The sequence below is a fragment of the Streptomyces sp. 1222.5 genome, from assembly GCF_900105245.1.
Taxonomy (GTDB): domain Bacteria; phylum Actinomycetota; class Actinomycetes; order Streptomycetales; family Streptomycetaceae; genus Streptomyces; species Streptomyces albidocamelliae.
The window spans coordinates 6,731,043-6,755,131 of record NZ_FNSZ01000001.1 but is presented as its reverse complement, the minus strand read 5'-3'; the positions used below and the strand labels follow the sequence as shown (position 1 = coordinate 6,755,131).

22 protein-coding genes are annotated in these 24,089 nt (G+C 73.7%); 10 read left to right on the top strand and 12 right to left on the bottom strand.

Annotation, left to right across the window (positions count from 1 at the left end; all coding sequences use genetic code 11):
• Nucleotides 1-49: 49 nt before the first annotated feature.
• The 8 genes from BLW57_RS30550 to BLW57_RS30515 form a co-directional block, all read right to left on the bottom strand.
• Entirely contained in the window at nt 50-1,390 is a 1,341-nt protein-coding gene (locus BLW57_RS30550; RefSeq protein WP_093478947.1) for an ABC transporter ATP-binding protein, read from the bottom strand.
• A 231-nt stretch (nt 1,391-1,621) separates the two neighbouring features.
• On the bottom strand, nt 1,622-2,317 hold the full coding sequence (locus BLW57_RS30545; RefSeq protein WP_093478946.1) for a class F sortase: 696 nt from the start codon (nt 2,315-2,317) through the stop codon (nt 1,622-1,624).
• On the bottom strand, nt 2,304-3,005 hold the full coding sequence (locus tag BLW57_RS30540; protein ID WP_093478944.1) for a hypothetical protein: 702 nt from the start codon (nt 3,003-3,005) through the stop codon (nt 2,304-2,306). The genes BLW57_RS30545 and BLW57_RS30540 overlap by 14 nt, the downstream gene beginning before the upstream one ends.
• A 102-nt stretch (nt 3,006-3,107) precedes the next feature.
• Nucleotides 3,108-4,343 (bottom strand): MFS transporter, encoded by a 1,236-nt coding sequence (locus tag BLW57_RS30535; protein ID WP_093478943.1) that lies wholly within the window; start codon nt 4,341-4,343, stop codon nt 3,108-3,110.
• Between the two features lie 22 nt (nt 4,344-4,365).
• The gene (locus BLW57_RS30530) at nt 4,366-5,775 is read right to left on the bottom strand and encodes a CitMHS family transporter (RefSeq protein WP_093478941.1); all 1,410 of its coding nucleotides are present in this window, start codon (nt 5,773-5,775) and stop codon (nt 4,366-4,368) included.
• A gap of 124 nt (nt 5,776-5,899) precedes the next feature.
• On the bottom strand, nt 5,900-8,131 hold the full coding sequence (locus BLW57_RS30525; RefSeq protein ID WP_093478940.1) for a molybdopterin oxidoreductase family protein: 2,232 nt from the start codon (nt 8,129-8,131) through the stop codon (nt 5,900-5,902).
• Between the two features lie 110 nt (nt 8,132-8,241).
• Nucleotides 8,242-8,868, bottom strand: coding sequence for a TetR/AcrR family transcriptional regulator (locus BLW57_RS30520; protein WP_093478938.1), 627 nt, complete (start codon nt 8,866-8,868; stop codon nt 8,242-8,244).
• A 64-nt stretch (nt 8,869-8,932) separates the two neighbouring features.
• Nucleotides 8,933-9,490: a hypothetical protein gene (locus tag BLW57_RS30515; RefSeq protein WP_093478937.1), complete on the bottom strand. Its 558-nt coding sequence runs from the start codon at nt 9,488-9,490 to the stop codon at nt 8,933-8,935.
• 151 nt (nt 9,491-9,641) lie between these two features.
• On the opposite strand from BLW57_RS30515, the gene hmgA reads away from it, so the two are divergent.
• The 4 genes from hmgA (at nt 9,642) to BLW57_RS30495 (ending at nt 13,341) form a co-directional block, all read left to right on the top strand.
• On the top strand, nt 9,642-10,955 hold the full coding sequence (hmgA, locus tag BLW57_RS30510) for a homogentisate 1,2-dioxygenase (RefSeq protein WP_093478935.1): 1,314 nt from the start codon (nt 9,642-9,644) through the stop codon (nt 10,953-10,955).
• Nucleotides 10,956-10,992: 37 nt separating this feature from the next.
• On the top strand, nt 10,993-11,742 hold the full coding sequence (locus tag BLW57_RS30505; RefSeq protein ID WP_093478934.1) for a GntR family transcriptional regulator: 750 nt from the start codon (nt 10,993-10,995) through the stop codon (nt 11,740-11,742).
• Nucleotides 11,743-11,767: 25 nt separating this feature from the next.
• Nucleotides 11,768-12,922 (top strand): type ISP restriction/modification enzyme, encoded by a 1,155-nt coding sequence (locus BLW57_RS30500; protein WP_176985781.1) that lies wholly within the window; start codon nt 11,768-11,770, stop codon nt 12,920-12,922.
• A gap of 92 nt (nt 12,923-13,014) precedes the next feature.
• Complete coding sequence (locus BLW57_RS30495; protein WP_143051629.1) at nt 13,015-13,341, top strand: hypothetical protein; 327 nt, start codon at nt 13,015-13,017, stop codon at nt 13,339-13,341.
• On the opposite strand, the gene BLW57_RS30490 is transcribed toward BLW57_RS30495, so the two are convergent.
• Nucleotides 13,338-14,048, bottom strand: coding sequence for a TetR/AcrR family transcriptional regulator (locus BLW57_RS30490; RefSeq protein ID WP_093478929.1), 711 nt, complete (start codon nt 14,046-14,048; stop codon nt 13,338-13,340). The two genes, BLW57_RS30495 and BLW57_RS30490, sit on opposite strands and share 4 nt — an antisense overlap.
• A 63-nt stretch (nt 14,049-14,111) precedes the next feature.
• On the opposite strand from BLW57_RS30490, the gene BLW57_RS30485 reads away from it, so the two are divergent.
• The 3 genes from BLW57_RS30485 to BLW57_RS30475 are packed head-to-tail and all read left to right on the top strand — an operon-like array spanning nt 14,112 to nt 17,087.
• On the top strand, nt 14,112-15,068 hold the full coding sequence (locus tag BLW57_RS30485) for an ATP-binding cassette domain-containing protein (RefSeq protein WP_093478928.1): 957 nt from the start codon (nt 14,112-14,114) through the stop codon (nt 15,066-15,068).
• Nucleotides 15,065-15,847: an ABC transporter permease gene (locus BLW57_RS30480; RefSeq protein ID WP_093478926.1), complete on the top strand. Its 783-nt coding sequence runs from the start codon at nt 15,065-15,067 to the stop codon at nt 15,845-15,847. Before BLW57_RS30485 ends, BLW57_RS30480 begins: the two co-directional genes overlap by 4 nt.
• Before the next feature lie 43 nt (nt 15,848-15,890).
• Entirely contained in the window at nt 15,891-17,087 is a 1,197-nt protein-coding gene (locus BLW57_RS30475) for a CaiB/BaiF CoA transferase family protein (protein WP_093478925.1), read from the top strand.
• A 110-nt stretch (nt 17,088-17,197) separates the two neighbouring features.
• Here BLW57_RS30475 and BLW57_RS30470 read toward each other — a convergent pair whose 3' ends face one another.
• From BLW57_RS30470 to BLW57_RS30460, 3 genes are all read right to left on the bottom strand, one after another.
• Entirely contained in the window at nt 17,198-17,467 is a 270-nt protein-coding gene (locus BLW57_RS30470) for a hypothetical protein (RefSeq protein ID WP_093478923.1), read from the bottom strand.
• A gap of 126 nt (nt 17,468-17,593) precedes the next feature.
• Nucleotides 17,594-18,409: an anti-sigma factor gene (locus BLW57_RS30465; RefSeq protein WP_093478922.1), complete on the bottom strand. Its 816-nt coding sequence runs from the start codon at nt 18,407-18,409 to the stop codon at nt 17,594-17,596.
• The gene (locus BLW57_RS30460) at nt 18,406-18,948 is read right to left on the bottom strand and encodes a sigma-70 family RNA polymerase sigma factor (protein ID WP_093478920.1); all 543 of its coding nucleotides are present in this window, start codon (nt 18,946-18,948) and stop codon (nt 18,406-18,408) included. Before BLW57_RS30460 ends, BLW57_RS30465 begins: the two co-directional genes overlap by 4 nt.
• A gap of 208 nt (nt 18,949-19,156) precedes the next feature.
• Here BLW57_RS30460 and BLW57_RS30455 point away from each other — a divergent pair, with 208 nt between their 5' ends.
• The 3 genes from BLW57_RS30455 to BLW57_RS30445 all read left to right on the top strand — a co-directional run bounded on the left by BLW57_RS30455 (nt 19,157) and on the right by BLW57_RS30445 (nt 24,071).
• On the top strand, nt 19,157-20,698 hold the full coding sequence (locus BLW57_RS30455; protein ID WP_093478919.1) for a DUF4331 domain-containing protein: 1,542 nt from the start codon (nt 19,157-19,159) through the stop codon (nt 20,696-20,698).
• A 101-nt stretch (nt 20,699-20,799) separates the two neighbouring features.
• Nucleotides 20,800-22,467 (top strand): tetratricopeptide repeat protein, encoded by a 1,668-nt coding sequence (locus BLW57_RS30450; protein ID WP_256339621.1) that lies wholly within the window; start codon nt 20,800-20,802, stop codon nt 22,465-22,467.
• Nucleotides 22,464-24,071 (top strand): HoxN/HupN/NixA family nickel/cobalt transporter, encoded by a 1,608-nt coding sequence (locus BLW57_RS30445; RefSeq protein ID WP_093478917.1) that lies wholly within the window; start codon nt 22,464-22,466, stop codon nt 24,069-24,071. The genes BLW57_RS30450 and BLW57_RS30445 overlap by 4 nt, the downstream gene beginning before the upstream one ends.
• Nucleotides 24,072-24,089: the final 18 nt, after the last annotated feature.

The following is a 24,089-nucleotide window of genomic DNA, read 5'->3' as shown; positions in this document are numbered from 1 at the left end:
GGGCCGGGGCGTCGGCGTCCCGGGACATCATCGCCTCCCCCGCGGGCGGTCACTCGTCCAGGTCGGGCAGCCGGTCGGGGGACGGGCAGATCCGGTCGCCGTGCTGGTCGAAGACGAAGAGGTGGGCGAGGTCGACGAGGAGGGGCACCTGCATGCCGTGCTGGAGCCGGAGGTCCGGGGTGGTGCGCACGACCAGGTCGCCGGGGAGACGCCCCTCCGGCGGCGCGGGCTCCGGTACGGCGTCCTCGGGGTGTTCCAGCACCACCACGGGACCGGCGCGCAGGCTGCCGGCCCGCTCCCGCAGCCGGTCCAGCACCGTGGGGCCTTCCCGCCGGCGTCGCCGCACGGGCCGCGGGGCGGGACGCGGGGCCTCCAGTTCGGGTACGACGGCGGGCCGCGAGCCGGTGTCGAAGTGCACGAGGACCTCGTGCCCCTGGAACTCCACGTGCTCGACCAGTCCGGTGAGCGGCACCTCGCCGGGCCGGGCGGTGCCGTGCGCGGCGATCCGCACCGCCTCCGAGCGCAGCCCGACGATGACCTCGCGGCCCTGCTGCACCCTCAGCAACTGGTGGTCCAGGGACAGGGGTTCGGGCAGGCGCAGGGCCTGCTTGCCCAGGCTGACGGTCATGGCGCCGTCCAGCGGGGCGCGGACCAGCCCGCGCAGCAGGTTGATGCGCGGGGTCCCGATGAAGGCGGCGACGAAGACGTTGCGGGGCAGGGCGTAGACCTCGCGCGGGCTGCCGACCTGCTGGAGCAGGCCGCCGCGCAGCACGGCCACCCGGTCGCCGAGGGACATGGCCTCGGCCTGGTCGTGGGTGACGTAGACCGTGGTGACGCCCAGTTCGCGGGTGAGCTGGGCGATCTCGGCGCGGAGGTGGTTGCGGAGCTTGGCGTCGAGGTTGGACAGCGGCTCGTCCATCAGGAAGGCGGAGGGGTGCCGGGCGATCGCCCGCCCCATGGCGACGCGCTGCCGCTCGCCGCCGGAGAGCTGGCTGGGGAAGCGGTCGAGCAGGTCCTCGATGCCGAGCATGCGCGCCGTGGCCGTGACCCGTGGGCCGGGGTCCGCGCCGGGGGACTCGATGCGCAGCGGGAAGCCGATGTTGTCGCGGCTGGTCATGCTCGGGTAGAGGGCGAAGCTCTGGAACACCATGGCCATGTCCCTCTCGGAGGGCTGCCAGTCGTTGGCGTACTCGCCGTCGAGCAGCAGCCGGCCCTCGTCGATCTCCTCCAGCCCGGCGATCATGCGCAGCACGGTGGACTTCCCGCAGCCGGAGGGCCCGAGCAGGACCAGGAACTCGCCGGGTGCGATGTCCAGCGAGAGCCGGTCCACCACGCGCGGGCCGCGCGCGTAGGTCTTGTTCACGTCGTGCAGAGAGATGGCGCGTGTCATGGCTGCCGCCCCCGGGAGCTGTCCGGAGCGCCGCTGCTCCGTGGGTCCGAAGGTCCGGTGCGAGTCGCACGGGGCCCGTGGGTCACGGAAGTTAACGGAATGTGCCCGGCCGGGGAAGACGCCGGACGGACATCCCGCACCCCGGGACGCTCCGGCCCAGGCGGCGACGGAAACGGAGGCCGGGGTTTCGGGCGGGAGCCGGGGGGCGCGGGAACGGGGCCGCCCCCCGGGTCACTTGGTCGCGGTCAGGTGGGCGAAGACGACGACGTTGCTGGTGTACCCCGTCCGCCGGCTGAAGAGGCCGCCGCAGGTGATGATCCTCAGCTCCGGGCGCCCGGTGCGGCCGTAGACCTCCTTGTCGGGGAAGCCGGTCTTGTCGAAGACCTTCACCCGGTCCACCGAGTAGACGGCGCTGCGGCCGTCCGCGCGGGCGACCTCGACGTGCTTGCCGGGCCTGATCTGGGCGAGCCCGGCGAACACCGCGGGTCCGGTCGTCGTGTCACGGTGCCCGACGGCGATCGCGGTGCCCGACTCGCCGGGTGTGGCGCCGGCCTGGTACCAGCCGACCAGCTTGGGCCGGTCGACGGGCGGTGTCTCCAACTGCCGGTCCCGGCCCAGCCGGAGGGGGATGACCGGGGCGTCGATCCCCAGCGAGGGGACATGGAAGGACGTCGGCCGGGACCGCGACAGCGGGCGCGGCGGGGGCTCCGGGGCCGCGTCCGGCCGGCCCGGTCCGCGTCCGTCCGTACGCGCGGAGTGCGGCCCGCCCCCCTCGTCCGCGCCGCCCGCCTGCGCGGGCCCGGTGGCCGCGCCGCCCCCGCACCGGTTCACCGTCGTCACCAGGACGACCACGAGCAGGGCCGTCCTGGCGAGGCGGTAGGCGCGGGTCCGGTACCAGGGCCTGCGTCGGCGCCTACGCGGCACCATGGGGCCGACGGCGGATCAGCCGGAAGTACACGACACCGCAGACCGCGATCAGACCCACGGCCGCGGCGCCGGCCACCGGCGAGTACGCGGCCGCCGTGTCGATGAGACCGCCGCCGCCCGCGTGCACACCGCCCTTGGGGGGCTGCTGGTCGTTGTGGCCGCCCCAGGCGCCGTTGTCCTGCTGCTGCTGGTGGTCCTCGATCTGACCGCCCGGCCCCTGCGCGCCGTCGTGCTGCGCCTCACGGCAGTTGACCCGGAAGACCTTCTCCTTCGTGGTGGGAGGGGTGGTCGGAGGGATGCCCGGAGCAAGCGGCACCGTCCAGCTGATCTTGTACTGGCCGTCCGCCAGCCCCAGCGGATCGGTGTGCCCGGCGCCGCCGGCGAGCTGGATGTTGCCGGAGACGGTGGCCGCGCTCGGCAGCGGGGGCTGCGGCGTGATGGTGTACGAGACGCTGGTGAGGACGTCGAAGTTGACGGCGTCGAGGTAGAAGCGGCAGACCAGCGGATCGTCCTTGCCGCCCGAGGCGGGCCACACGTCGGCGCGGTGGATCCTGATGTCGCCGTTCTCACCCGCGGCCATCGCGTTCGGCGCCGCCACCCATGACGCGCCCGCCGCGGCGAGGGCGGTGAGGACGACGGAGGCGCCCGCGCGGGAGCCGACGGCACGTGGGAGTGTCAGGGTGGGCATGCGCAATCCTCCGAGTTCAGACGATTTTCATACAAATCGCTCTTTCGCCTGGACTCTCCTTCATGGGGTGCGCGGACCGCGACAACAACGCCCGGCGCGCCGTCAGAAATCGCTCGTGCGGCGCAATCCCGACCGCTTCGGCCGCTCCGGCGCGGGCCGGCCGGCCCACTCGGGCCGCCCCGGCGACCGCAGCGCCACCCCGGACGACAGCAGCAGCAGCGCCCCGAGCATCACGAACGGCGCGGCCGCGCCCGCCACCCCCGCGACCAGACCGGCGGCGGCCGGGGCGGCCACCTGGCCGAGCCGGTTGCCCGTCAGGCGCAGCGCGAGCGCGGTGGAGCGGGCTCCGTCGGGCGCGGCCTGGACGACCGTCGTCATGGACAGCGGCTGCCCGACGCCGAGGCAGAAGCCGAGCACGGTGAGCGTCAGACCGAGCGCCCACACCGGCACCGGCACGGCGATCCCGGCGCAGAGGACGGCCGCCAGCAGGCAGGTCACGGTGAGCAGCGCCGGCCGGCCGAGAAGCCTCAGCAGCGGGGTGAGGACGAGCCGGCAGGCGATGGTGGCGCCGGCCCGCAGGCTGAGCAGGACGCCGACCACCGAGGGCGAGATGCCGCGGTGCTCGCCGACCACCGGCAGGTAGGCGGTGAGGATGTCGGTGGCGGACAGCACAGAGAGGCTGATGAGAATCCCCGCTGGGACCCCCCGGGCCCGCAGGATGCCACCTACCGGCACCCTGCCGCCCCGCGGGGAAGGGGACCCGAGCGCCGTACGGTCCTCGATGCGCCACAGCGAGGTGAACGCCACCGCGGCGCCCGCCCCGGCCACGACGAGGGCGAGCGCGCTGCTGCCGGCCATGTCGGGGGCCCCGATGAGGGCGCCCGCGGCGGCGGGGCCGACGAACTGACCGAGGGAGGCGCCGATGGTGAAGTGACCGAAGTTGCGGTCCTGTTCGTGCGGTGCGGACTGGCGGGCGACCAGGGACTGGGCGCCGATCACGAAGCAGAGGTGGCCGAGGCCCATCACCCCGCTCCACAGGGCCATCGCCCACAGCGTGCCGGCGAGCCCGCTCAGCGCACAGCCCCCGGCGATGAGGACCACGCCCGCCGGGAGCAGCGGCGCGCAGCGGCCGTGGTCGGTGCGCCGGCCGAGCGGTACGGCCGCGAAGAGCGGGAGCAGCGCGTAGACACCGGCGATGACGCCGACGGCCCGCTCGTCGGCGCCCAGCGCGAGCGCCCGGTAGGAGACCGCGGGCCGGGCCATCGACACCGCCCCCTGCGCGAAGCCGAAGGCGAGGACGAGGCGGAGCAGCCAGCCACGGTTCGGACCGGGCGCCATGGACGTTCCCTCCCTGGGGGATTCAGATGATGCCGAAGAGAAGTCCTGCCCCGAGCACCACCAGTGAGGTCAGGGCGGCCCACTTGACCACGAACCGGGTGTGGTCGCCGAACTCGACCTTGGCCATGCCGACCAGGACGTAGACGGCGGGGACGAGCGGGCTGGACATGTGCAGGGGCTGGCCGACGATCGAGGCGCGGGCGATCTCCAGCGAGGAGACGCCGTGCGCCTGGCCCGCCTCGGCGAGCACCGGCAGGATGCCGAAGTAGAAACCGTCGTTGGACATGAAGTACGTGAGCGGGATGCTCAGCACGCCGGTGACGAGGGCCATGTGCGGGCCCATGCCGTCGGGGATGTTGCCGACCAGCCAGTCGGCCATGTGGTCGACCATGCCGGTGCCCTGAAGGACGCCGGTGAAGACGGCCGCGGCGAAGACCATGCCGGAGACGTTGAGGACGTTCTCGGCGTGGGCGGCGATCCGGGCCTTCTGGTCCGGCATGTGCGGGAAGTTGACGGCCAGGGCGAGCGCGGCGCCGAGCAGGAAGAGCACCGGGATCGGCAGCAACTCCATGATCATGGCGGTCAGCAGCCCGACGGTGAGCAGGGCGTTGAACCAGTACAGCCGGGGGCGCAGGGTGGCGCGGTGCGGGTCGAGGCCCTGGAAACCGTCGCCCCCGGGCGCCGGCTCCGCACGCGGGGCGTCGGTGCCGGAGCCGGCACCTCCCGAGGACTTGGTCCCCGCCCCGGCACCCACACCGACTCCGGCACCCACGAGCACCGTCTCGGTCTCCTCCACCAGCGCCTCGTTCAGCGTGAGCACGCCGAGCCGCCTCCGCTCGCGGCGGCCGAGGACGTACGCGAGGGCGAGGACGAACACCAGGCCCATGGCCAGTGCGGGGATCATCGGCACGAAGATGTCGCCGGCGTCGACCTTGAGGGCGGTGGCGGCGCGGGCGGTCGGGCCGCCCCACGGCAGCGTGTTCATCACGCCGTTGGCCATGGCGGCGACGCCGGTCATCACGACCAGGGACATCTTCAGGCGCTTGTAGAGCGGGTACATCGCCGAGACGGTGATCATGAAGGTGGTCGAGCCGTCGCCGTCCAGGGAGACGATGGCGGCGAGGACCGCGGTGCCGACGACGATGCGCATCGGGTCGGCCCTGCAGAACCTGAGGATGCCCCGCACGATCGGGTCGAAGAGCCCGACGTCGATCATCACACCGAAGTAGACGATCGCGAACATGAGCATCGCCGCGGTGGGCGCGAGGCCGGTGACGCCGTCGATGACGTAGTCGCCGAGCTCGGCGCCCTTGCCGACGAACACGCAGAACAGCGCGGGGATCAGCACGAGCGCCGAGATCGGCGACATCTTCTTCAGCATGATCAGGACCAGAAAGGTCGCGATCATGGCGAAGCCGAGGATGGTCAGCATGAATGGATACCTAACGTTCGCCTTTGAACATCGCACCTGGGTGTCGGCGGTGGGTTGACGTTAGGTCCCGTCGTCCGGCGTCAGCAAGAGGTCGGCGTGCGAGCAATAAGCGCGAAAGTCCTGGTCACAGGCTTGCGGTCAGGCTGACCGGGATGCCGTTGAGGACGGCGTTGCCCGACAGCGGGTCGAGCAGGCTGCCGTCCAGGAGCTGGTTGACGTTGACGCCGGGGGCGGTGGAGGCGTGGCTGAGCCGGGTGCCGGGCCGGTCGTGGCCCCAGCCGTGCGGCAGGCTCACCACACCCGGCCGGACCCCGTCGGTGACCTCCGCGGGCGCGACCACCTCTCCCCCGGCGCCCTTGACCCGTACGTCCGCCCCGTCCCGGACGCCGAGGCGGTCCGCGTCCTCGGGGTGGATGTGCAGGGTGCACCGGTTCGTGCCGCCGGTGAGGGCGGGCACGTTGTGCATCCAGCTGTTGTTGGACCGCAGATGGCGGCGGCCGATCAGGACGAGTCCGGCGGGGCGTTCGCGCAGGGCCGCCCTGAGCCGGGGCAGGTCGTCGGCGATGGGCCCCGGCAGCAGTTCGACCCTGCCGCTGCGGGTCCGCAGCGGCTGCGGCAGGCGCGGGCGCAGCGGGCCCAGGTCGATGCCGTGCGGGTGGGCGAGCAGCCGGTCCAGGCTCAGTCCGTCGGGGCGGGCGCCGAAGCCGTCACCGTACGGGCCGAGGCGCAGCATCATGTCGAGGCGGCGCTCGGGCCCGTTGTCCCCGGTGAGCCGGCCGGCGAGTTCGCGCGGGTCGCGGCCGTGCACGGGCGAGTGCTCGTCCTGTACGGCCCTGCCGAGGGTCTGCTCGACGACCATCGCGTCCACGGCCGCCGGATCGGTGCCGTGCATGCCGGTGGCGGCGAGGACCAGCCGGGCGAGGATCTCGCTCTCGGCCATGCGGTCGGCCTCCAGGGGGACCGCGGGGCGGGTGTAGCGGACCTGGTTGCGCACGGCGAGGGTGTTGAAGGCGAAGTCGTGGTGCGGGCTCTGGGACGGCGGGGGCGGGGGCAGGACGACGTCGGCGTGGCGCGAGGTCTCGTTGAGGTAGGGGTCGACGCTGACCATGAAGTCCAGGGACGTAAGGGCCTTGTCGAGGCGGTCGCCGTCGGGCGCGGAGAGGACGGGGTTGGCGGCGACCACGATCAGCGCACGGACCGGTACGCCCTCGTCGGTGGCGGTGTCGATCTCCTCGGCGAGCGCGGCGAGCGGCAACTCGCCCTTCGCCTCGGGGTGTCCGCTCACCCGGGAGTGCCAGCGCCCGAGGGCGAACCCGCGGCCGGGGCCGGCCGGGCGGGGTGCCTTGCCGGTGGCGGCCTGCGGGAAGAGGGCGCCACCGGGCCGGTCGAGGTTGCCGGTGAGGATGTTGAGGACGTCGACCAGCCAGCTCGCCAGGGTGCCGTGCGGGACGGTGCAGCTGCCGATGCGGGCGTAGACGGCGGCGGTGGGGGCGGCGGCGAGTTCGCGGGCGAGGGTGCGGACGACGTCGGCGTCGAGGTCGCAGGCCGCGGCCACCGACTCCGGGGTGAAGTCGGCCAGGGCCCGCCGGACCTCCTCGACGCCCTCGACGTGCGGGGCGAGGTCCCCCAGGTCGGTCAGGCCCTCCTCGAACAGCACGGTGGCCATCGCGGCGAGCAGCAGGGCGTCGGTGCCGGGGCGTATCGCGAGGTGCCGGTCGGCGAGCTTCGCGGTGCGGGTGCGGCGCGGGTCGACGACGGTGAGCCGGCCGCCGCGGGCCCTGAGCGCCTTGAGCCTGCCCGGGAAGTCGGGCGCGGTGCACAGACTGCCGTTGGACTCCAGGGGGTTGGCGCCGATGAGGAGCAGGTGGTCGGTGCGGTCGAGGTCCGGCACCGGGATGGCGTTGGCGTCACCGAAGAGCAGTCCGCTGGAGACGTGCTTGGGCATCTGGTCGACCGTGGAGGCGGTGAACAGGCTGCGGGTGCCGAGGGCGGCGAGCAGGACCGGCGGGTACAGGGCGCCGGCCACCGTGTGCACGTTGGGGTTGCCGAGGACCACGCCGACGGCGTTCGGGCCGTGCCGTTCCGCCACCGGGCGCAGGCCGGCGGCGACCGCGTCGAAGGCCTCCTCCCAGGTGGCCTCGCGCAGGGTGCCGTTCTCCCGGACGAGCGGGGTGCGCAGCCGGTCGGGGTCGCCGTCGACGGCGCCGAAGGAGGCGCCCTTGGGGCAGATGAAGCCCTTGCTGAAGACGTCCTCGCGGTCCCCGCGGGCACCGGTGACGCGGGGGCCGTCGAGGGTCAGGGTCAGCCCGCAGGTGGCCTCGCACAGGGGGCAGATACGCAGGGCGGTGCGGGACACGGGTCCTCCCGGAGGGTCGGCGGCGGCGGTGTCGCACGAGCTGCCGCGAGCATACCGACCGGTAGGCATGGAGGGGAGCCCCCGACGGCCTCCGTTGCGGGGCCGCACGGCTACGCCGTCCGGTCGAGGACGCGCGCCAGGTAGGCCCGCAGCAGTTCCCGGGTCTCGGCGATGATCGCCTCGTCGCCCTGCGGGTCGAGGCGGAATGCCAGTTGCACGAGGCTGTCCGCGCTCTCGACGGCGACGAGGAAGACGCGGTGCAGCGATTCGTCGGGACTGCGGTCGAGGAAGGCCGAGATCAGTCCGATGAGGCGGTCGGCGACGCGGGTGTTGGGCTCGGCCTGGCGGGAACCGACCGGGATCTGGTTGCCGAAGTCGACCAGGGAGAAGCCGGGCGCGGTGCGCTTCATGGCCAGGTACTCGTCCAGGACCGCGTCCATGGCGGCCCGCCAGTCCCCCGCGCGGGCCTCCTTCAACCGCTCCACCACGCGCTCGGTGTAGCGCTCCAGGTTGCGCTGGGCGAGGGCGTCGGCCATCTGCCGCTTGTTGCCGAAGAACCGGTAGACCGAGCCGATGGGCACGCCGGCGCGCAGGGCGACCGTGCGGGTGCTCAGCGCGTCGTAGCCGACCTCGTCGAGGAGTTCGGCGCACGCGTCGAGGATGCGGGTCAGCCGTTCGGCGCTGCGTCGCTGGACCGGCGCGCGGCGGAGGGATGTCGCGTGGGGCACGGGTTTCATGATGCCTCTCCGCCGGGATCCGGTGAACCTCGCCCTCCAGTACGCGGAAAGGTGGCCCGTGCACTCATGTGGCGGGAGGCGGTGTGCCGGTCCCTGCCGACGGCCCGGGCGCGTCCGCCTCCGTGTCGGACACGGTGATGTCGGCGGTGCTCTGCACCGGCTTGCCGTGCACGGCCCACACGGTGCCGTCGTCGGCGTACAGGCGCGCGGTCACGTGGTGCGTGCCGTGCGGGACCAGCCGGCCGGGCAGGTGGTATTCGTGCGCGCGCAGCCGGGCGACCCGCCGGCCGTCGACGAAGAGGTGGGCGAGCCCGCGTCCCGGGGCCGCCTCCGGCCCGGCGCCGGGCGCGGAGCAGTGGAAGCGGCGGAAGGTCAGCCGGACCTCCCAGCCGCCGCCGGACTCCGGGGTCACCTCGACGCCGACCTCGGGGGCGTCCCCCTCGGCGACCTCGCGCAGATGACGGCCCCCGCCGTCGGTGCCGTCCAGCACCTTGCCCACCGGGGAGGGCGCCGCCGTACCCCTGTCCGGCCCGCCGGTGCCGCAGCCCGCCACCGCGCACGACAGCAGGACGCAGGCCGCGAGCGCGGCGAGCGACCTGCGCGTCCACGACGTTCTCGTCATGCTCCGGACATTAGGGCAAGGCTCCGTCAACCGGATCCCCCTGAAGTCTGGTTCTCCCCGTCCCCCGCCAGGAGTACGCGGGACCCTCTTGCGCGGATCACCGCGCATTCCTACGGTGATGCATAGGAATCAGGAGCGCAAGGGAGCGAGCATGAGCGGGGACGCACGGAAGACCGCCGAGGGGCTGTCGTATCTGACCGGGTTCGGCAACGAGCACGCCTCGGAGGCGGTGCCGGGCGCCCTGCCCGAGGGCCGCAACTCGCCGCAGCGCGCGCCGCTCGGCCTGTACGCGGAGCAGCTGAGCGGTACGGCCTTCACCGAGCCCCGGGCGCACAACCGCCGTTCCTGGCTGTACCGCATCCGCCCGTCGGCCGCGCATCCCGCGTTCACCCGCACCGGCAACGGGGCGATCCGCACGGCCCCCTTCACCGAGACGGTGCCCGACCCCAACCGGCTGCGCTGGAACCCGCTGCCCGAGCCGCCCGCCGGGACGGACTTCCTCGCCGGGCTGTGGACGCTCGGCGGCAACGGCGACGCCGCCCAGCGCACCGGGATGGCGGTGCACCTGTACCGCGCCGACGCCTCGATGGAGCGGGTCTTCTCGGACGCGGACGGCGAGCTGCTGATCGTGCCGGAGCTGGGCGGGCTGCTGCTGCACACCGAGTTCGGCCGGCTGCACGCGGAACCGGGCGACATGGCGCTGATCCCGCGCGGGGTGCGCTTCCGGGTGGAGCTGCTCGACGAGTCCGCCCGCGGGTACGTGTGCGAGAACTACGGGGCGCCGTTCCAGCTGCCCGACCTCGGGCCGATCGGCGCCAACGGGCTCGCCAACGCCCGGGACTTCCGGGCACCGGTCGCCGCGTACGAGGACGTCGAGGGCCCCGTCGAGGTGGTGAACAAGTTCTGCGGCAACCTCTGGACGGCCACCTACGACCACTCCCCCCTGGACGTGGTCGCCTGGCACGGCAACCACGTGCCGTACGTCTACGACATGCGCCGTTTCAATGTGATCGGCACCATCTCCTACGACCACCCGGACCCGTCCATCTTCACGGTCCTGACCTCCCCGTCGGACACCCCCGGTCTGGCCGGGGTCGACTTCGTGGTCTTCGCCCCGCGCTGGCTGGTCGGCGAGGACACCTTCCGGCCGCCGTACTTCCACCGGAACGTGATGAGCGAGTACATGGGCCTGATCGAGGGCGCCTACGACGCCAAGGCCGAGGGCTTCGTGCCGGGCGGCGGCTCGCTGCACAACATGATGTCCGCGCACGGCCCGGACCGGGAGACGTTCGACCGGGCGAGCGCGGCCGAGCTGCGGCCGCAGAAGGTCGACGACGGACTGGCGTTCATGTTCGAGACCCGCTGGCCGGTGACCCTCACCCCGCACGCCGCCGGCGCCACACACCTCCAGCAGCGCTACGACGACGTCTGGCAGGGTCTGGAACGTCACTTCCGCGCCCGGTGACTGGACTGGACGTTCTCCAACAAGTACGGATAGCCGCGTGACCTCCTTCGCTCCGGACTCGATCGTCCTGAACCGCAAGCTGCCGCTCTGGTATCAGGTGTCGCAGTCCCTGCGCGCCTCGATACTCGGCCGTGCGCCCGAGGACCCGCTGCGCCTGCCCACCGAGGAGCGGCTGGCGGAGCACTACGGCGTCAGCGTGCTGACCATGCGGCAGGCACTGAAGGAACTGGAGGACGAGGGGCTGATCAGCCGGCACCGGCGGCGCGGCACCTTCATCGAGCCCGGGGTCCGGCGCGGGGCCCCGGTCCGGCTCCTGGGCTCGGTGGACGCGATCGTGGCCCAGCAGTCCGGCATGACGACCGAACTGCTGGACCACGGCCGCACACCGGTGCCCGCCGCGTTCGCCGAGTACTTCCCGGACCTCGACGAGGTGGCGACCTACCACCGGCTGCGCAGCGACGAGAAGACCGGCGAGCCGACCAACCACGCCGTCAACCACGTGCGTCCCGAACTGGCCGCGCGCGTCGACCCGGACGACCTGGCCCGCTGGCCGATGACGAAGGTGCTGCGCGACGTCGTGAAGGCGGACATCAGCCGTATCACGGACACCGTGGAGGCCCGGCTCGCCGACCCGGACACCGCGCGTCTGCTGCAAGTGCCCCTGCTCAGCCCGATCCTGCACTACACGGGTGTCACGTACGACGCGGCCGGCCGGGTGCTGGACGTGGCGGTGATCCACTACCGGGGCGACCGCTTCTCGTTCACCGTCACGCTGGAGGCGACCTGATCCCGGGCCCCGCCCAGGCCGTACGATGCCTCGCGTGACGCACGACGACGCTCCGCCGCTGGCGGACCTCATGCCGTGGTCCGTCGCACCGCTGCGGCCGGGCCGCGCCTGGCCGACGGGACCCGACCCGGCCTCCCTGAAGGCCCGCTGGGACGCCCTGCTGAAGGCGGAGGGGCCCGACCGCGAGGCCCTGTTCCAGCCGACCCGCGCCCGTACGCCGCACTCCGCCGTGGGCCAGCTGCCCGGCCAGTCCACCGGCACCCGGCGCCTGGCGCGCGCCGAGGGGCCGTGCGCGGATCCGGTACGGGTGCTGGCGGCGCCCTTCGACGAGCAGTGGCTGATCCCGGACCACCGGCTGCTGGACACGGCCCGCCCGGAGCTGTGGCGCGTGACCGACCCGCACCAGGTCTTCGTGGTGGAGACGGGCGACGAGGACGCCCCCCTGCTGGCGACCTCGCTCCTGCCGACGCTGCGCGCCGGCCGGATCCGCCCGCTGTGGCGCCGCCCCGGCGGCACGGAACCGAATCTGGCCCCGGGCCTGCTGGACCACCTGTCCGCCCGGCTCGGCGAGCGCCTCACGGCGCCGGACGTGCTCGCCTGGGTGCTGGCGACGGCCCGGCCGGACCGCACCGTCCCGCTCACCGGCGACCCCGGGCTGTGGGCGTCCGGTGTGGACCTGGGCCGCCGCCTGCTGTGGCTGCTGCGCCGGGACGGCGAGCGCCCCAAGCTGCCCGGCGGGCGCCGCCCCTACGTCCGTGCCCCGCTGCCGAGCCGCCCGCTGACCCTGCACTACGACCGCGACGAGGAGACGCTGCATCTCGACGAGGGCCGCATCGCACCGGTCCCGCCGGCGGCCTGGGACCACGAGGTGGCCGGAGTGCGGGTCCTTCAGGCCTGGTTCACCGCCCGCACCGCCCCGGCCGAACCGGGCACGCTGGCCGCGATCCGCCCGGCGACCTGGCCGCAGACCTGGACCTCGGAGCTGCTGGAGCTGATCACGGTTCTCGCCCTGCTGGCGGAACTCCGGGCCCGGCGGGCCGGCTTCGACGTGCCGTCGGCGGTCACGGCGGCCGACCTGCGGGAGGCGGGCGTCCTGCCTCCGCCGGAGCCGTCCCGCCGCCCCGCCTCCGTCCTGGACCACCACGAGGAGGGCCCGGACGGCCAGTTCGCCCTGCTCTAGCCGGCCCCGCGGCGGCGCAGGGCGGCCTCCGGGCGCGCGATGTCCTCGCGTCCTCGGCCCGGCGCGGCCGGGAGGGGTCCAGGACGGGCATCATGCGCTTGATCTCGATGTGGGCGACGGGCGCGACGAGGGGCGCCTCCAGGGCCCCGATGCGCCCCGTACCGCCGTTCGGCAACCCCTCCGGCCAGGGCGTCCTCACCCAGGGTCCGCCCGCGACGACCACCCGGCCCGCCGCGTCCCCGGCGACCGGCGTGAAGCCGCTGTCCAGGACGTCCGCGTCCCCGGCCTCCCGTGGTTCCGGGTCACCGCCCGAGGGAGACGTCCACCGCCCGGCCTCCGCGCAGCGCCTCCGCGATGACGTCGAGCTGCCGCCGAACACGTTCCCGGTCGGTCACACCCCCACCGCCGCGCCGGCCTAACGCGGCGTGAAGGCGTCCAGGACCCGTTCCAGGGCCCGCTGGAAGACCGCCTCCAGATCGATCGGGCCCGCGTCCTCCAGGAACGCCGCCGCCATCCTCGGGTACGCGCCGGAGGCGATCCGGCCGCCGAGGTAGGCGATCCGCACCGCGTTCTCCTCGTCCTCCGACCAGGGCAGCGCCCGCACCCGCTCGGCGGTGTCGAGTTCGTTGCGGACGTAGGTCGTGACGATGCCGTTCAGCATCGCGATCAGCTCCAGCTTGGTGCCGTAGGCCGCCTCCAGCGGGTCCAGGCAGGCCAGGCAGTGCTCCAGGTAGCGCAGGGCGTGCGGGCTGAAGCCGTACACCGGGGACATCAGCCGCGGCATCCACGGATGGCGGTGCATCAGCTCCCGTGTCCGGGCCGCCACCCGGAGCATGTCGGCCCGCCAGTCGCCGCTCGGCTCCCACAGGACGTGCTCGGCGCTGACCGCGTCCACCATCAGTTCGTGCAGGTCCTCCTTGCGGGGGACGTAGTTGTACAGCGACATGGTGCCGCAGCCCAGTTCGGCCGCGACATGCCGCATGGACACCGCGTCGAGCCCCTGCGCGTCGGCGATCCGGACGGCCGCCGCCGCGATGTCGTCGCGTGTGTACGCCGGCTTCGGGCCCCGGCCGGTGCGCTCGGGGCGCGCCCAGATCACCTCGGGAACGGCCCCTCGGACTGCCATCGGACATCACCTCGGCCACCATCGTAGTTACGTACACCGTACGTAGTGCGCTATGGTCTCCGCATGACTACTACGTACGCTGTACTTAGTGAAGGTCTGGAGAAGCGCTTCGGCGCTGTGCACGCCCTGCGCGGGCTGGATCTGGCCGTCGCCGAGGGCACGGTCTGCGGTCTGCTCGGACCGAACGGGGCGGGGAAGACGACGGCGGTACGGCTGCTGACCACGCTGCTGCGGCCGGACGCGGGCTCGGCGCGGATCGCGGGGCACGACCTCGTCCGGGAGGCACCGGCCGTGCGCCGCCGGATCGCGGTCACCGGGCAGTACGCGTCCGTCGACGGGGACCTCACGGGCCGGGAGAACCTGCGGCTGTTCGCACGGCTGCACCGGGTGCGCGGGCCCGCCGCCCGGGCCGACGAACTGCTGGAGCGCTTCGGTCTCACCGAGGCGGCGGACCGCAGGGCGTCGGTCTACTCGGGCGGGATGCGGCGCCGGCTGGACCTCGCCGCGAGCCTGATCCGCCGGCCCGAGGTGCTCTTCCTCGACGAGCCGACCACGGGCCTCGACCCGGCGGCCCGCACCCGGATCCAGGAGGCGGTGCGCGAACTGCGGGCGGACGGCACGACCGTGCTGCTGACCACCCAGTACCTGGAGGAGGCGGACCGGCTCTCCGACACCGTCGCCCTGATGGGCCGGGGGCGGATCGCCCACACCGGTTCGCCCGCCCGGCTCAAGGCGCTCGTCGGCTCGTACGCGGAGGCCGTGGTCGCGGACGGGGAGGCACTGTCGAAGGCGGCGGGCGTCCTCGACCGGCTCACCGGCAGTGCGCCCGTGTTCGACCGCGAGCGGCACGCGGTGGGCGCGGCCACCACCGACACCACCCTGACCCTGCCGCGCCTGGTGCGCGAACTCGACGCGGCGGGCGTGCCGTTGCTGGACGCGAGCCTGCGGCCGCCCACGCTCGACGACGTCTTCCTGCGGCTCACCGGGGAGTCCGCCGACAGCAAGGAGCTCGCCGCATGATCGCGACGGTGTACGACGGACTGGCGATGACGGGCCGGCAGCTGCGCCGGGTCCGCAACAATCCGGGCCTGGCGATCCTGACCCAGCTGATGCCGGTCAACATGCTGCTGTTCTTCGGCTACGTGTTCGGCAGCGCGCTGGCGACGCCCGGCCGCGAGTACCGCTCCTTCCTGGTGCCCGGGCTGCTCGTCGCGACGGCCGCGGGCGGGCTGATGACCGGTATGTTCCAGGCCGCCCAGGACACCCACCGGGGCGTGATGGACCGGTTCCGCACCATGCCGGTGAGCCGGGCCGCCGTACCGCTCGGGCAGGCCGTCGCGGACCTCGTCGTGACCACCGTCGGAACCGTGCCGCTGCTGCTCGTCGGTCTCGCGGTGGGCTGGCGGATCGAGGGGTCCGCGGCCGGGGCGGCCGGCGCCGTGGGGCTGCTGCTGCTCTTCCGGTTCGCCTGCACCTGCGCCGGGATCTTCCTCGGGCTGCTCACCCGCAGCGAGGACGCGGCCGGCCAGCTCGGCGCCGCCTCCTTCGTGCTGCCGCTGCTGTCCGACGCGTACATCCCTACCGGCAACCTGCCCGGCTGGCTGCGCACGCTCGCCGACTGGAACCCGATCAGCGCGGTGACGACGGCCCTGCGGGACCTCTTCGGCAACGCGGCGGTCCCGGCGGACTCCGCCTGGCCGGTGGCACATCCGGTCGCCGGGTCGCTGCTGTGGAGCCTCGCCCTGACCGCGGTCTTCCTGCCGCTCGCCGTACGCCGGTACGCACGCGGCGAGCGCTGACGGGCTGCTGACAAACGCGCCGGTCACCGGCATGATCCGGGGCATGGACCAGCAGCCCCTGCCCCTGGAGGGCATCACCGTCGTCGCCGTCGAACAGGCCGTGGCCGCACCCTTCGCGACCCGGCAGCTCGCCGACCTGGGCGCCCGGGTCATCAAGGTCGAGCGGGTCGACGGCGGCGACTTCGCGCGCGGCTACGACACGGCGGCCCGCGGTCTCGCCTCGCACTTCGTGTGGTGCAACCGCGGCAAGGAGTCCCTCGCGCTGGACCTGAAGGACCCGCGCGGACTCGCCGTCGTACGGCGGCTGATCGCGGACGCGGACGTGTTCGTGCAGAACCTCGCGCACGGGGCCGCGGCCCGGCTGGGCCTCGACGCGGCCACCCTGTGCGCCGCGCACCCGGGACTCGTCGCGGTCGACATCTCGGGCTACGGCGGCTCGGGGCCGTACGCGGACAAGCGGGCGTACGACATGCTCGTGCAGTGCGAGGCGGGGCTCGTGTCGGTGACCGGGACCCCGGAGCAGCCGGTGAAGGCGGGCGTCCCGGCGGCGGACATCGCCGCCGCCATGTACGCGTTCTCGGGCGTGCTCGCGGCCCTCGTGCGGCGCGGGACGACCGGGCGGGGCGGGCCGGTGGAGGTGTCCATGCTGGAGGCGCTCGCCGAGTGGCTGGGGCATCCGCTGCACCACACGATGCACGGGGGTGAGGCGCCGGCGCGCACCGGGCTCGCGCACGCCGTGATCGCGCCCTACGACGCCTATGCGACGGCGGACGGCGGACGGGTGCTGCTGTCGGTGCAGAACGACCGGGAGTGGCGGCGTCTGGCCGAACAGGTCGTGGGGCGGCCGGAGTTGGGCACGGACCCCGCCTTCGCGACGAACGCGGCGCGGGTGGCGAACCGGGAGCGGACCGACGAGCTGGTGGCCGGGGCGCTGGGCCTGCTGGACGCGGACGAGGCGCAGGCCCGGCTGGAGAAGGCGGGCATCGCCTGCGCGCGACTGCGGGATCTGCCCGAGTTGGCGGAACATCCGCAGCTCGCGGCCCGGGAGCGGTGGCGCGAGGTGGGTTCGCCGGTCGGGCCGCTGAGGGCGCTGCTGCCTCCCATCACGCTGCCGGGCGGGGAGGAGGCGCGGATGGGTGAGGTGCCCGCGCTCGGTCAGCACACCGAGGCGCTGCTGCGTGCCGTGGGAATGACGGACGACGAGATCGCAGCGCTGCGCCGGGACGGCGTGGCGGCCTGAGCGCGGGCAGGAAGGACCGGACTCCGAGCGTGCCGGTCCGCTCGGTGCCGGTACTCAGCGAGGGTGCTCGACGGCCGGCCGGCGACCGGCCGGGGGCCCCTCGGGGCGGCTCAGTGGCCGCCGAAGAGCGAGCGGCGCAGCCTGCGCAGCGGTGCGAAGAGGGAGACGCGACGGACGCGCCTGACCCGGTCGCTGCGCTCGTGCACGGTGTCACGCGCCGTCAGCTCGCGCATCAGCGACGTCGCCTCGACCGTCTCACGCTGCGGTATGGCGGGTCCGCCCAGCACCGACAGATGGCGGTCGAGGCGCGAACTGGTCGCGCTGCTCCCGCACGTGATCGCAGGGACCCTGGCCCTGCTGTGCATCGTTATCTGCTCCATGTCACTCCCCACCCGTACGAGTCCACCCGGCCCGGGCAGGGTAACCCTACCGTCCCGGCGGGGCACGCGGGTATCTCGGCCACAGGATTCACCTTCCCTGCAAGGGGGTTGACCATCCCTCTTTGACTACTCTCCGAATCCGACCGATTTCAGGGTGAGTTGGACAATGGGCTGGCTGGTGGGTCGGGCTGACCCTCCGTCAGGCTCGACGGTTACGGCGAGTGACGCCGAGGACTTGCCGAGCCCCTTCGCCACCAAGGGCGTGTCGCCCGCGAAGAGCCCGAGGGAGCGCGGTTGCACGCGGGGGCGCATGAGCCAGAGCTGGTGCACGCGCCCGCCGGGCGGGGTGCCGTATCCGCTGAGCGTGACGACGGCTTCCCCCTCGGACGCGGAAGCGATCACTCCGATACCGCGTCCCCGCGGATCCGCGCTGCTCGTGACGCGGACGTCGGTGGCGGCGAGAACGTGGGCGATCTCACGTGCCCGGGCCTGCTCGGCGTCGAGCCGGTCCTCGGTGCGGTGCGCCTGGACCGCGAAGAGCGAGGCGACGACGAGGGCCGCGGCGGCGGTGGCCGTCGCGAAGGGCACGAGCAGGGGACGCCTGGCCGTCGCACGGGCGCGTCCCGGCGGCGGCTGGACTCCCCATACGTGCGGGGGCAGTCGGGGTGCGTGTTCACGCGTGGGCGCCGCCTGCTCCTGCGGGGTGGCGCGGACGGCGGCCAGCACCCGGCCGCGCAGGGCGGCGGGCGGCGGGGCCGCCGTGGACCAGGCGAGACGCACCGCGTCCTCGGCCAGCTCCCGCACCTCGGCGGCGCAGCGGTCGCAGCCGCGCAGGTGCTTCTCGAAGCGGTGCCGCTCGCCCGGTTCCAGGGCGTCGAGCGCGTAGGGCGCGGCCAGGGAGTGCGGGTCGTCGCGGCCGAGCAGCCTGCCGAGCACGCTCATGCGGCACCTCCCAGGCACTCGCGCAGCCGGGTGAGTCCGTCGCGCATCCGCGTCTTGACCGTGCCGAGCGGCAGCGACAGCCGCTCCGCCACCTCACGGTAGGTGTAGCCGTCGTAGTAGGCGAGGGTCACCGACTGGCGTTGCAGGGCCGTGAGCCGTTTCAGGCAGCGGCGCACCCATTCGCGTTCCAGACCGGCCTCGACCTCCTCGGCGACCTGGTCGAAGGCGGGCTCCCCGGCCCGCAGCGCCTCCCGCTGCTCGCGTTCGCCGGCCGCGCGGGCGCTGCGCACCCGGTCGACGGCGCGGCGGTGGGCGAGCGTGAGGATCCAGGACAGGGCGCTGCCCCGGCCGGGGTCGAACCGGGCGGCGGAGCGCCACAGTTCGAGCAGGACCTCCTGGGCGACCTCCTCGGACTGGGCGGGGTCGCGCACCACCCGTCGTACGAGTCCGTACACCGGCCCGGACACCAGCCCGTACAGCTCCTCGAACGCCCTCTGGTCGCCGCCCGCCACGAGCACCAGCAGATCGTCGGCCGCCATCCGGGCCCCCTCTCCGTGGCCGCAGCCGGCTCTTCCCCGCGCACCGCGCATCCGCACCGCACACACCTCCCCGAGGTGTTACGGATCCGCGGGCCGAAAACGCGGGTGCGAAGTCGTGAAAAGATTTTCGGCGTCCGACCAAGCCGATCGGGGGTTCCGCTCCGTATACCCGTCCGTCAAAGGCAAGTCGGCACTGAGGACGGACGGCATGACACCTCTCTTCTCCAGGAGCGGCACAGGTCGCAAGGGCCTGGTCACGCTCATCTGCGGTGCGCTGGCCGCCGGGGGGCTCGCAGCCGCCGGCGTCACCGCGCTGGAACCCGGGGCGGCATCCGCCTCCTCCCACCGGGAGGCCCCGCTGATCTCGGGCACCCCGCAGTACGACAACACGGACCTGTACGCGTTCGTCAGCCCCGACAAGCCCGACACGACGACGATCGTGGCCAACTGGATCCCGTTCGAGGAACCGGCGGGCGGGCCGAACTTCTACACGTTCGCGGACGACGCCCAGTACGACATCCACGTCGACAGCAACGGTGACGCGCAGGGTGAGCTGCTGTTCCGCTACACCTTCAAGACGCACACCAAGAACGGCAACACCTTCCTCTACAACACCGGTCCGGTCACCAGCCTCGACGACCCGGACCTCAACATCACGCAGACGTACGACATCGACCTGATCCGGCTGAAGAACCAGCACGTGATGTCGAAGACGAAGCTCGCGGACGACGTACCGGTGGCCCCGTCGAACGTCGGCAAGGCGTCCATGCCCGACTACGGCAAGCTGCGCGCGCAGGCCGTGTACAAGACGGCCGGCGGCGCGGCCACTTTCGCCGGCCAGGCCGACGACCCCTTCTTCCTGGACCTGCGGGTCTTCGACCTGCTGTACGGCGGGAACCTCACGGAGGTCGGCCGGGACACGCTCAAGGGCTACAACGTCAACTCGATCGCACTGCAGGTCCCGAACGCGCTGATCCGCGAGTCCGCCAAGCAGCCGATCGTCGGCATCTGGTCCACGACCCAGCGCCGCAACGCGCAGGGCTACTACTCGCAGGTCTCGCGCCTCGGCAACCCGCTGGTCAACGAGGTCGTCAACCCGCAGAAGGACAAGGACAAGTTCAACGCGTCCCAGCCCGCTTACGACGGGCAGTTCCTGAAGAACGTGACCAATCCGGAGCTGCCGAAGCTCATAGAGTCGATCTACAAGATCAAGGCTCCGGCCGAGCCGCGCAACGACCTCGTCGACGTCTTCCTGAAGGGCGTCAAGGGCCTCAACCAGCCGCCCAACGTGAAGCCTTCGGAGCAGCTGCGGCTGAACACGTCGATCAAGCCGGCCATGCACCCCAAGCGGCTCGGTGTGCTGGACGGCGACAACGCGGGCTTCCCGAACGGGCGCCGGCTCACGGACGACGTGATCGACGAGGCGCTCCAGGTCGTCGAGGGTGAACTGGTCGGTTCCAAGAACGACCTGGGTGACGCGGTCGACAAGAACGACAAGTCGTTCGAGAACTACTTCCCGTACGTCGCCCAGCCGACGGCCGGTTCGCGCGGCAAGCTCGCCAAGGGCACGACGGCGGGTACGGACGTGCGCAGCCAGCTCGGTGACGCCCTCCAGCCGGCCGGCGCGTCCGCGGGCGGGTCCGACGACACGGTGCTGATCGCCGCGTCCGCGGCCTCCGGTGCGGCCGGGATCCTGCTGATCGGCACCGCCTTCGCATGGTGGCGCCGGCGCATGCAGCGCCCGTACTGACCCGCACTCCCCCCCCCCAAACCGGCGCGGCCCGTGTTCCCTTCCCCCACGGCGGGCCGCGCCTTCCCCTTCCGACACCACCGGGCGACCGAGGAGAGGGCATGGCCCCGCGCAGGAACGACATCGGAGACGCGACGGAAACGGTGACCGCCGGCTCCGGCGCACGCGGGCCCTCCGACGCCCGCCCGGACGCCGGTGAACCGTCCGGCCCGACCGCCGGTGAACCGCCGGCCGGCGAGAACGCGGCTCCCGGCGGCGACGCGCATGACGCTTCCGCCACGGACGGCGGCGAGCCCGTCGGCGGCGCCGAGGACCACCACTCCGCCGGCGCCGATCACGACGCACCCTCCCCCGCGGACACCGGCGAGCCCGCGACCGGCGCCGACGAGCCCGAAGCTCCCGGCCCCGACGACCGTGTGGCCGCCGTCCGGCGGGTGCGTGGTGCCGGGCGCCACTGGCGAGGGGCTCAGCTCGCGGTGTGCGGCGTGCTGCTGACGGTGGCCATGACCGGTGGGGCGATCGCCCTCGGTACCGACCGGGCGCCCGCGTCGGTGCCGGTCGCCTCCCGTGCCGTGGACCCCGGTGTCCTCGGCGGCGGGAACCTGGACGCGAGCATCGCCGCGCTCCAGGCCCACCTGCGGTCCCAGCCCAGGGACGCCGGCGGCTGGGCCACCCTGGGCCTCGCCTACGTCGAGCAGGCGCGGACCAAGGGCGATCCCTCCCGGTACCCGCAGGCGGAGAAGGCACTGCGGCGTTCCCTGTCGCTCGCACCGGACAACGACCAGGCGCTGGCCGGACGCGCCGCTCTCGCCGCGGCCCGGCACGACTTCGAGCACGCCCTGGTCCACTCCGACGAGGCCCTCCGGCAGAACCCGTACAGCGAGCGCGCGCTGTCCTCCCGCCTCGACGCCCTGGTCGAACTCGGCCGGTACGCCGAGGCGTCCGAGGCGGCCACGACGGCCGACGCGCGCAAGCCGGGAGTGCCGGTCTTCACCCGCTACGCCTACGTCCACGAGTTGCGGGGCGACGTGCGGACGGCCCGCCGGGTCCTGAAGCAGGCGCTGTCCGTCGCGAGTTCGCCCGGCGACACGGCGTACGTGGCCGCGCAGCTCGGCCAGCTCGCCTGGAACCAGGGCGACCACAAGGCGGCCCTCACCTACTACGCCCGCGCACTCGCCGCGGACGACACCTATCTGCCGGCGCTGGAGGGCCGGGCCCGCGCGCAGGCGGCGACCGGTGACCGCGCGGCGGCCATCAAGGGACTGGAGACGGTGGTCGCGCAGTATCCGCTGCCCGGACCGCTCGTCGAACTGGGCGAGCTGTACGAGGCGCGGGGCGCGGCCGGCGACCGGGCGCGGGCCCGGCGGCAGTACGCCCTCGTGGACGCGTGGATCGCGCTGGCCCGCGCCAACGGCGTCGACGCGGACCTGGACACCGCGCTCGCCGCGGCCGACCACGGCGACCGGAGGGCCGCACTGCGGGCGGCCCGCGCCGAATGGGCCCGCAGGCACACCGTGCACACCGCGGACGCCCTCGCCTGGGCCCTGCACGTCAACGGCCGCGACGAGGAGGCCCTGCCGTACGCCCGCCGGGCCGGGGCCACCGGTTACCGCAACGCCGCCTTCCTCTACCACCGCGGCGTGATCGAGCTGGCCACGGGCCACCGGACGGCCGGCCGCGCCTCGCTGAACGCGGCCCTGAAGCTGAACCCCGGCTTCTCGCCGCTGGGCGCCGAGCGGGCCCGCAAGGCCCTGGAGGCCGCCCGGTGAAACCGCGTCTGCTGTTCGTCCTGTTCGCTGTCTGCGCCCTCGGGCTCCTGCCCGCCGGCACCGCGAGCGCCCACCCCCTCGGCAACTTCACGGTCAACCGCTACGACGGCCTGGTCGCCGCTCCCGGTCGGCTCCGCGTCGACCACGTGGAGGACCTGGCCGAGATCCCGGCCACCCAGGCCGCCCCGGACCTGAAGCGGCTGGGCCTGGCCGGCTGGGCGCGGCAGCGGTGCGCCCGGGCCGCCGAGGGCAGCCGGCTCACCGTCGGCGGGCGGCCGGCAACGCTCACGGCCGGTCGGAGCACGGCACGGCTGCGTCCCGGTCAGGCCGGTCTGCGCACCCTCCGCTTGGAGTGCCGGCTGACCGCCCCGCTCCCCCGCGGCCGCACCGTCGCCCTCGGCTTCCACGGCGCGGGCGCGGACGGCGGCCCCGGCTGGCGCGAGATCACCGCGCGCGGCGACCGCATGACGCTCACCGCGACGGACGTGCCGAAGACGTCGGTCTCCCACGAACTGACGACATACCCGAAGGACCTGCTGTCCTCGCCCGCCGACACCACCGGCGCCTCGCTGCGGGTGCGCCCCGGCGGCCCGGCGCTCACCGGGGATCGGCAGGACGCCCCGGGCGCCGGTGTGCTGCCCCGGGGTGCCGACCGCTTCACCCGGGCCCTGGACGACCTGGTGGCCCGCCATGACCTCACCGTCGGTTTCGCCGCGCTCGCCCTGCTCATCGCGGTCGCCCTGGGCGCGATGCACGCGCTCGCCCCGGGCCACGGCAAGACGCTGATGGCCGCGACGGCGGCGGCGCGCGGGGGCCGGGCCCGGCTGCGGGACGTACTGCCCCTGGCCGCCTCGGTCACCGTGACCCACACCCTCGGCGTCGTCGCGCTGGGCCTGCTCGTCACGGCCGGTTCGGCCGCCACGCCCTCGGTGATCGCCTGGCTGGGCATCGCCAGCGGCGTGCTGGTGCTCGTGGCCGGCGTCAACCTCGTACGCCGGGCCTGGCACAGCCGGGCACACATGCACCCGCGTCCCGAGGCGCACTCCCACGAGGCCGCCGGGGAACGCCCGTTGGCACTGGTCGGCGCGCACCCGGGGGCCGCGGGTGCGGGACACCACCACGGCCACGACGGACGCACCCACCGGCACGGGCACCACGACCACCATCACGATCACGACCACGACCACGACGGCGGGCATCACCACCACGGCGGTGTGGTGCACACCCACGGCGGTCACACGCACAGCCACCCCACCGCGCCCACCCTGCGCGGCACGATCCTGCTCGGGTTCGCCGGTGGGCTGGTGCCCAGCCCGTCCGCCGTGGTGGTGCTGGTCGGCGCCGCGGCGCTCGGCAAGGCCTGGTTCGGGCTGCTGCTCGTCGTCGCGTACGGGGCCGGGCTCGCGCTGACGCTCAGCGCGGCCGGGTTCGCCGTCGTACGGCTCGGTGCCGGCGCCACCCGGGTACTGGACCGGCGCCCGCGCTGGACGGCCCACCCGCTGACCGCCCTCGTCCGCCGGACCCTGCCGCTCGTCTCCGCGTCGGTGGTGCTGGCCCTGGGTATCGGATTGGTGCTCAAGGGGGCCGCATCCGCGCTCGGCTGAGCTACTTTTGTGGAGAAT

What these genes read in the sequence shown, in the direction of transcription:
- BLW57_RS30550 (WP_093478947.1), bottom strand. Translation starts at nt 1,390, where the DNA reads ATGACACGCGCCATCTCTCTGCACGACGTGAACAAGACCTACGCGCGC.
- BLW57_RS30545 (WP_093478946.1), bottom strand. Translation starts at nt 2,317, where the DNA reads ATGGTGCCGCGTAGGCGCCGACGCAGGCCCTGGTACCGGACCCGCGCC.
- BLW57_RS30540 (WP_093478944.1), bottom strand. Translation starts at nt 3,005, where the DNA reads ATGCCCACCCTGACACTCCCACGTGCCGTCGGCTCCCGCGCGGGCGCC.
- BLW57_RS30535 (WP_093478943.1), bottom strand. Translation starts at nt 4,343, where the DNA reads ATGGCGCCCGGTCCGAACCGTGGCTGGCTGCTCCGCCTCGTCCTCGCC.
- BLW57_RS30530 (WP_093478941.1), bottom strand. Translation starts at nt 5,775, where the DNA reads ATGCTGACCATCCTCGGCTTCGCCATGATCGCGACCTTTCTGGTCCTG.
- BLW57_RS30520 (WP_093478938.1), bottom strand. Translation starts at nt 8,868, where the DNA reads ATGAAACCCGTGCCCCACGCGACATCCCTCCGCCGCGCGCCGGTCCAG.
- BLW57_RS30515 (WP_093478937.1), bottom strand. Translation starts at nt 9,490, where the DNA reads ATGACGAGAACGTCGTGGACGCGCAGGTCGCTCGCCGCGCTCGCGGCC.
- hmgA (WP_093478935.1), top strand. Translation starts at nt 9,642, where the DNA reads ATGAGCGGGGACGCACGGAAGACCGCCGAGGGGCTGTCGTATCTGACC.
- BLW57_RS30500 (WP_176985781.1), top strand. Translation starts at nt 11,768, where the DNA reads ATGCCTCGCGTGACGCACGACGACGCTCCGCCGCTGGCGGACCTCATG.
- BLW57_RS30495 (WP_143051629.1), top strand. Translation starts at nt 13,015, where the DNA reads ATGCGCTTGATCTCGATGTGGGCGACGGGCGCGACGAGGGGCGCCTCC.
- BLW57_RS30490 (WP_093478929.1), bottom strand. Translation starts at nt 14,048, where the DNA reads ATGGCAGTCCGAGGGGCCGTTCCCGAGGTGATCTGGGCGCGCCCCGAG.
- BLW57_RS30485 (WP_093478928.1), top strand. Translation starts at nt 14,112, where the DNA reads ATGACTACTACGTACGCTGTACTTAGTGAAGGTCTGGAGAAGCGCTTC.
- BLW57_RS30480 (WP_093478926.1), top strand. Translation starts at nt 15,065, where the DNA reads ATGATCGCGACGGTGTACGACGGACTGGCGATGACGGGCCGGCAGCTG.
- BLW57_RS30475 (WP_093478925.1), top strand. Translation starts at nt 15,891, where the DNA reads ATGGACCAGCAGCCCCTGCCCCTGGAGGGCATCACCGTCGTCGCCGTC.
- BLW57_RS30470 (WP_093478923.1), bottom strand. Translation starts at nt 17,467, where the DNA reads ATGGAGCAGATAACGATGCACAGCAGGGCCAGGGTCCCTGCGATCACG.
- BLW57_RS30465 (WP_093478922.1), bottom strand. Translation starts at nt 18,409, where the DNA reads ATGAGCGTGCTCGGCAGGCTGCTCGGCCGCGACGACCCGCACTCCCTG.
- BLW57_RS30460 (WP_093478920.1), bottom strand. Translation starts at nt 18,948, where the DNA reads ATGGCGGCCGACGATCTGCTGGTGCTCGTGGCGGGCGGCGACCAGAGG.
- BLW57_RS30455 (WP_093478919.1), top strand. Translation starts at nt 19,157, where the DNA reads ATGACACCTCTCTTCTCCAGGAGCGGCACAGGTCGCAAGGGCCTGGTC.
- BLW57_RS30450 (WP_256339621.1), top strand. Translation starts at nt 20,800, where the DNA reads ATGGCCCCGCGCAGGAACGACATCGGAGACGCGACGGAAACGGTGACC.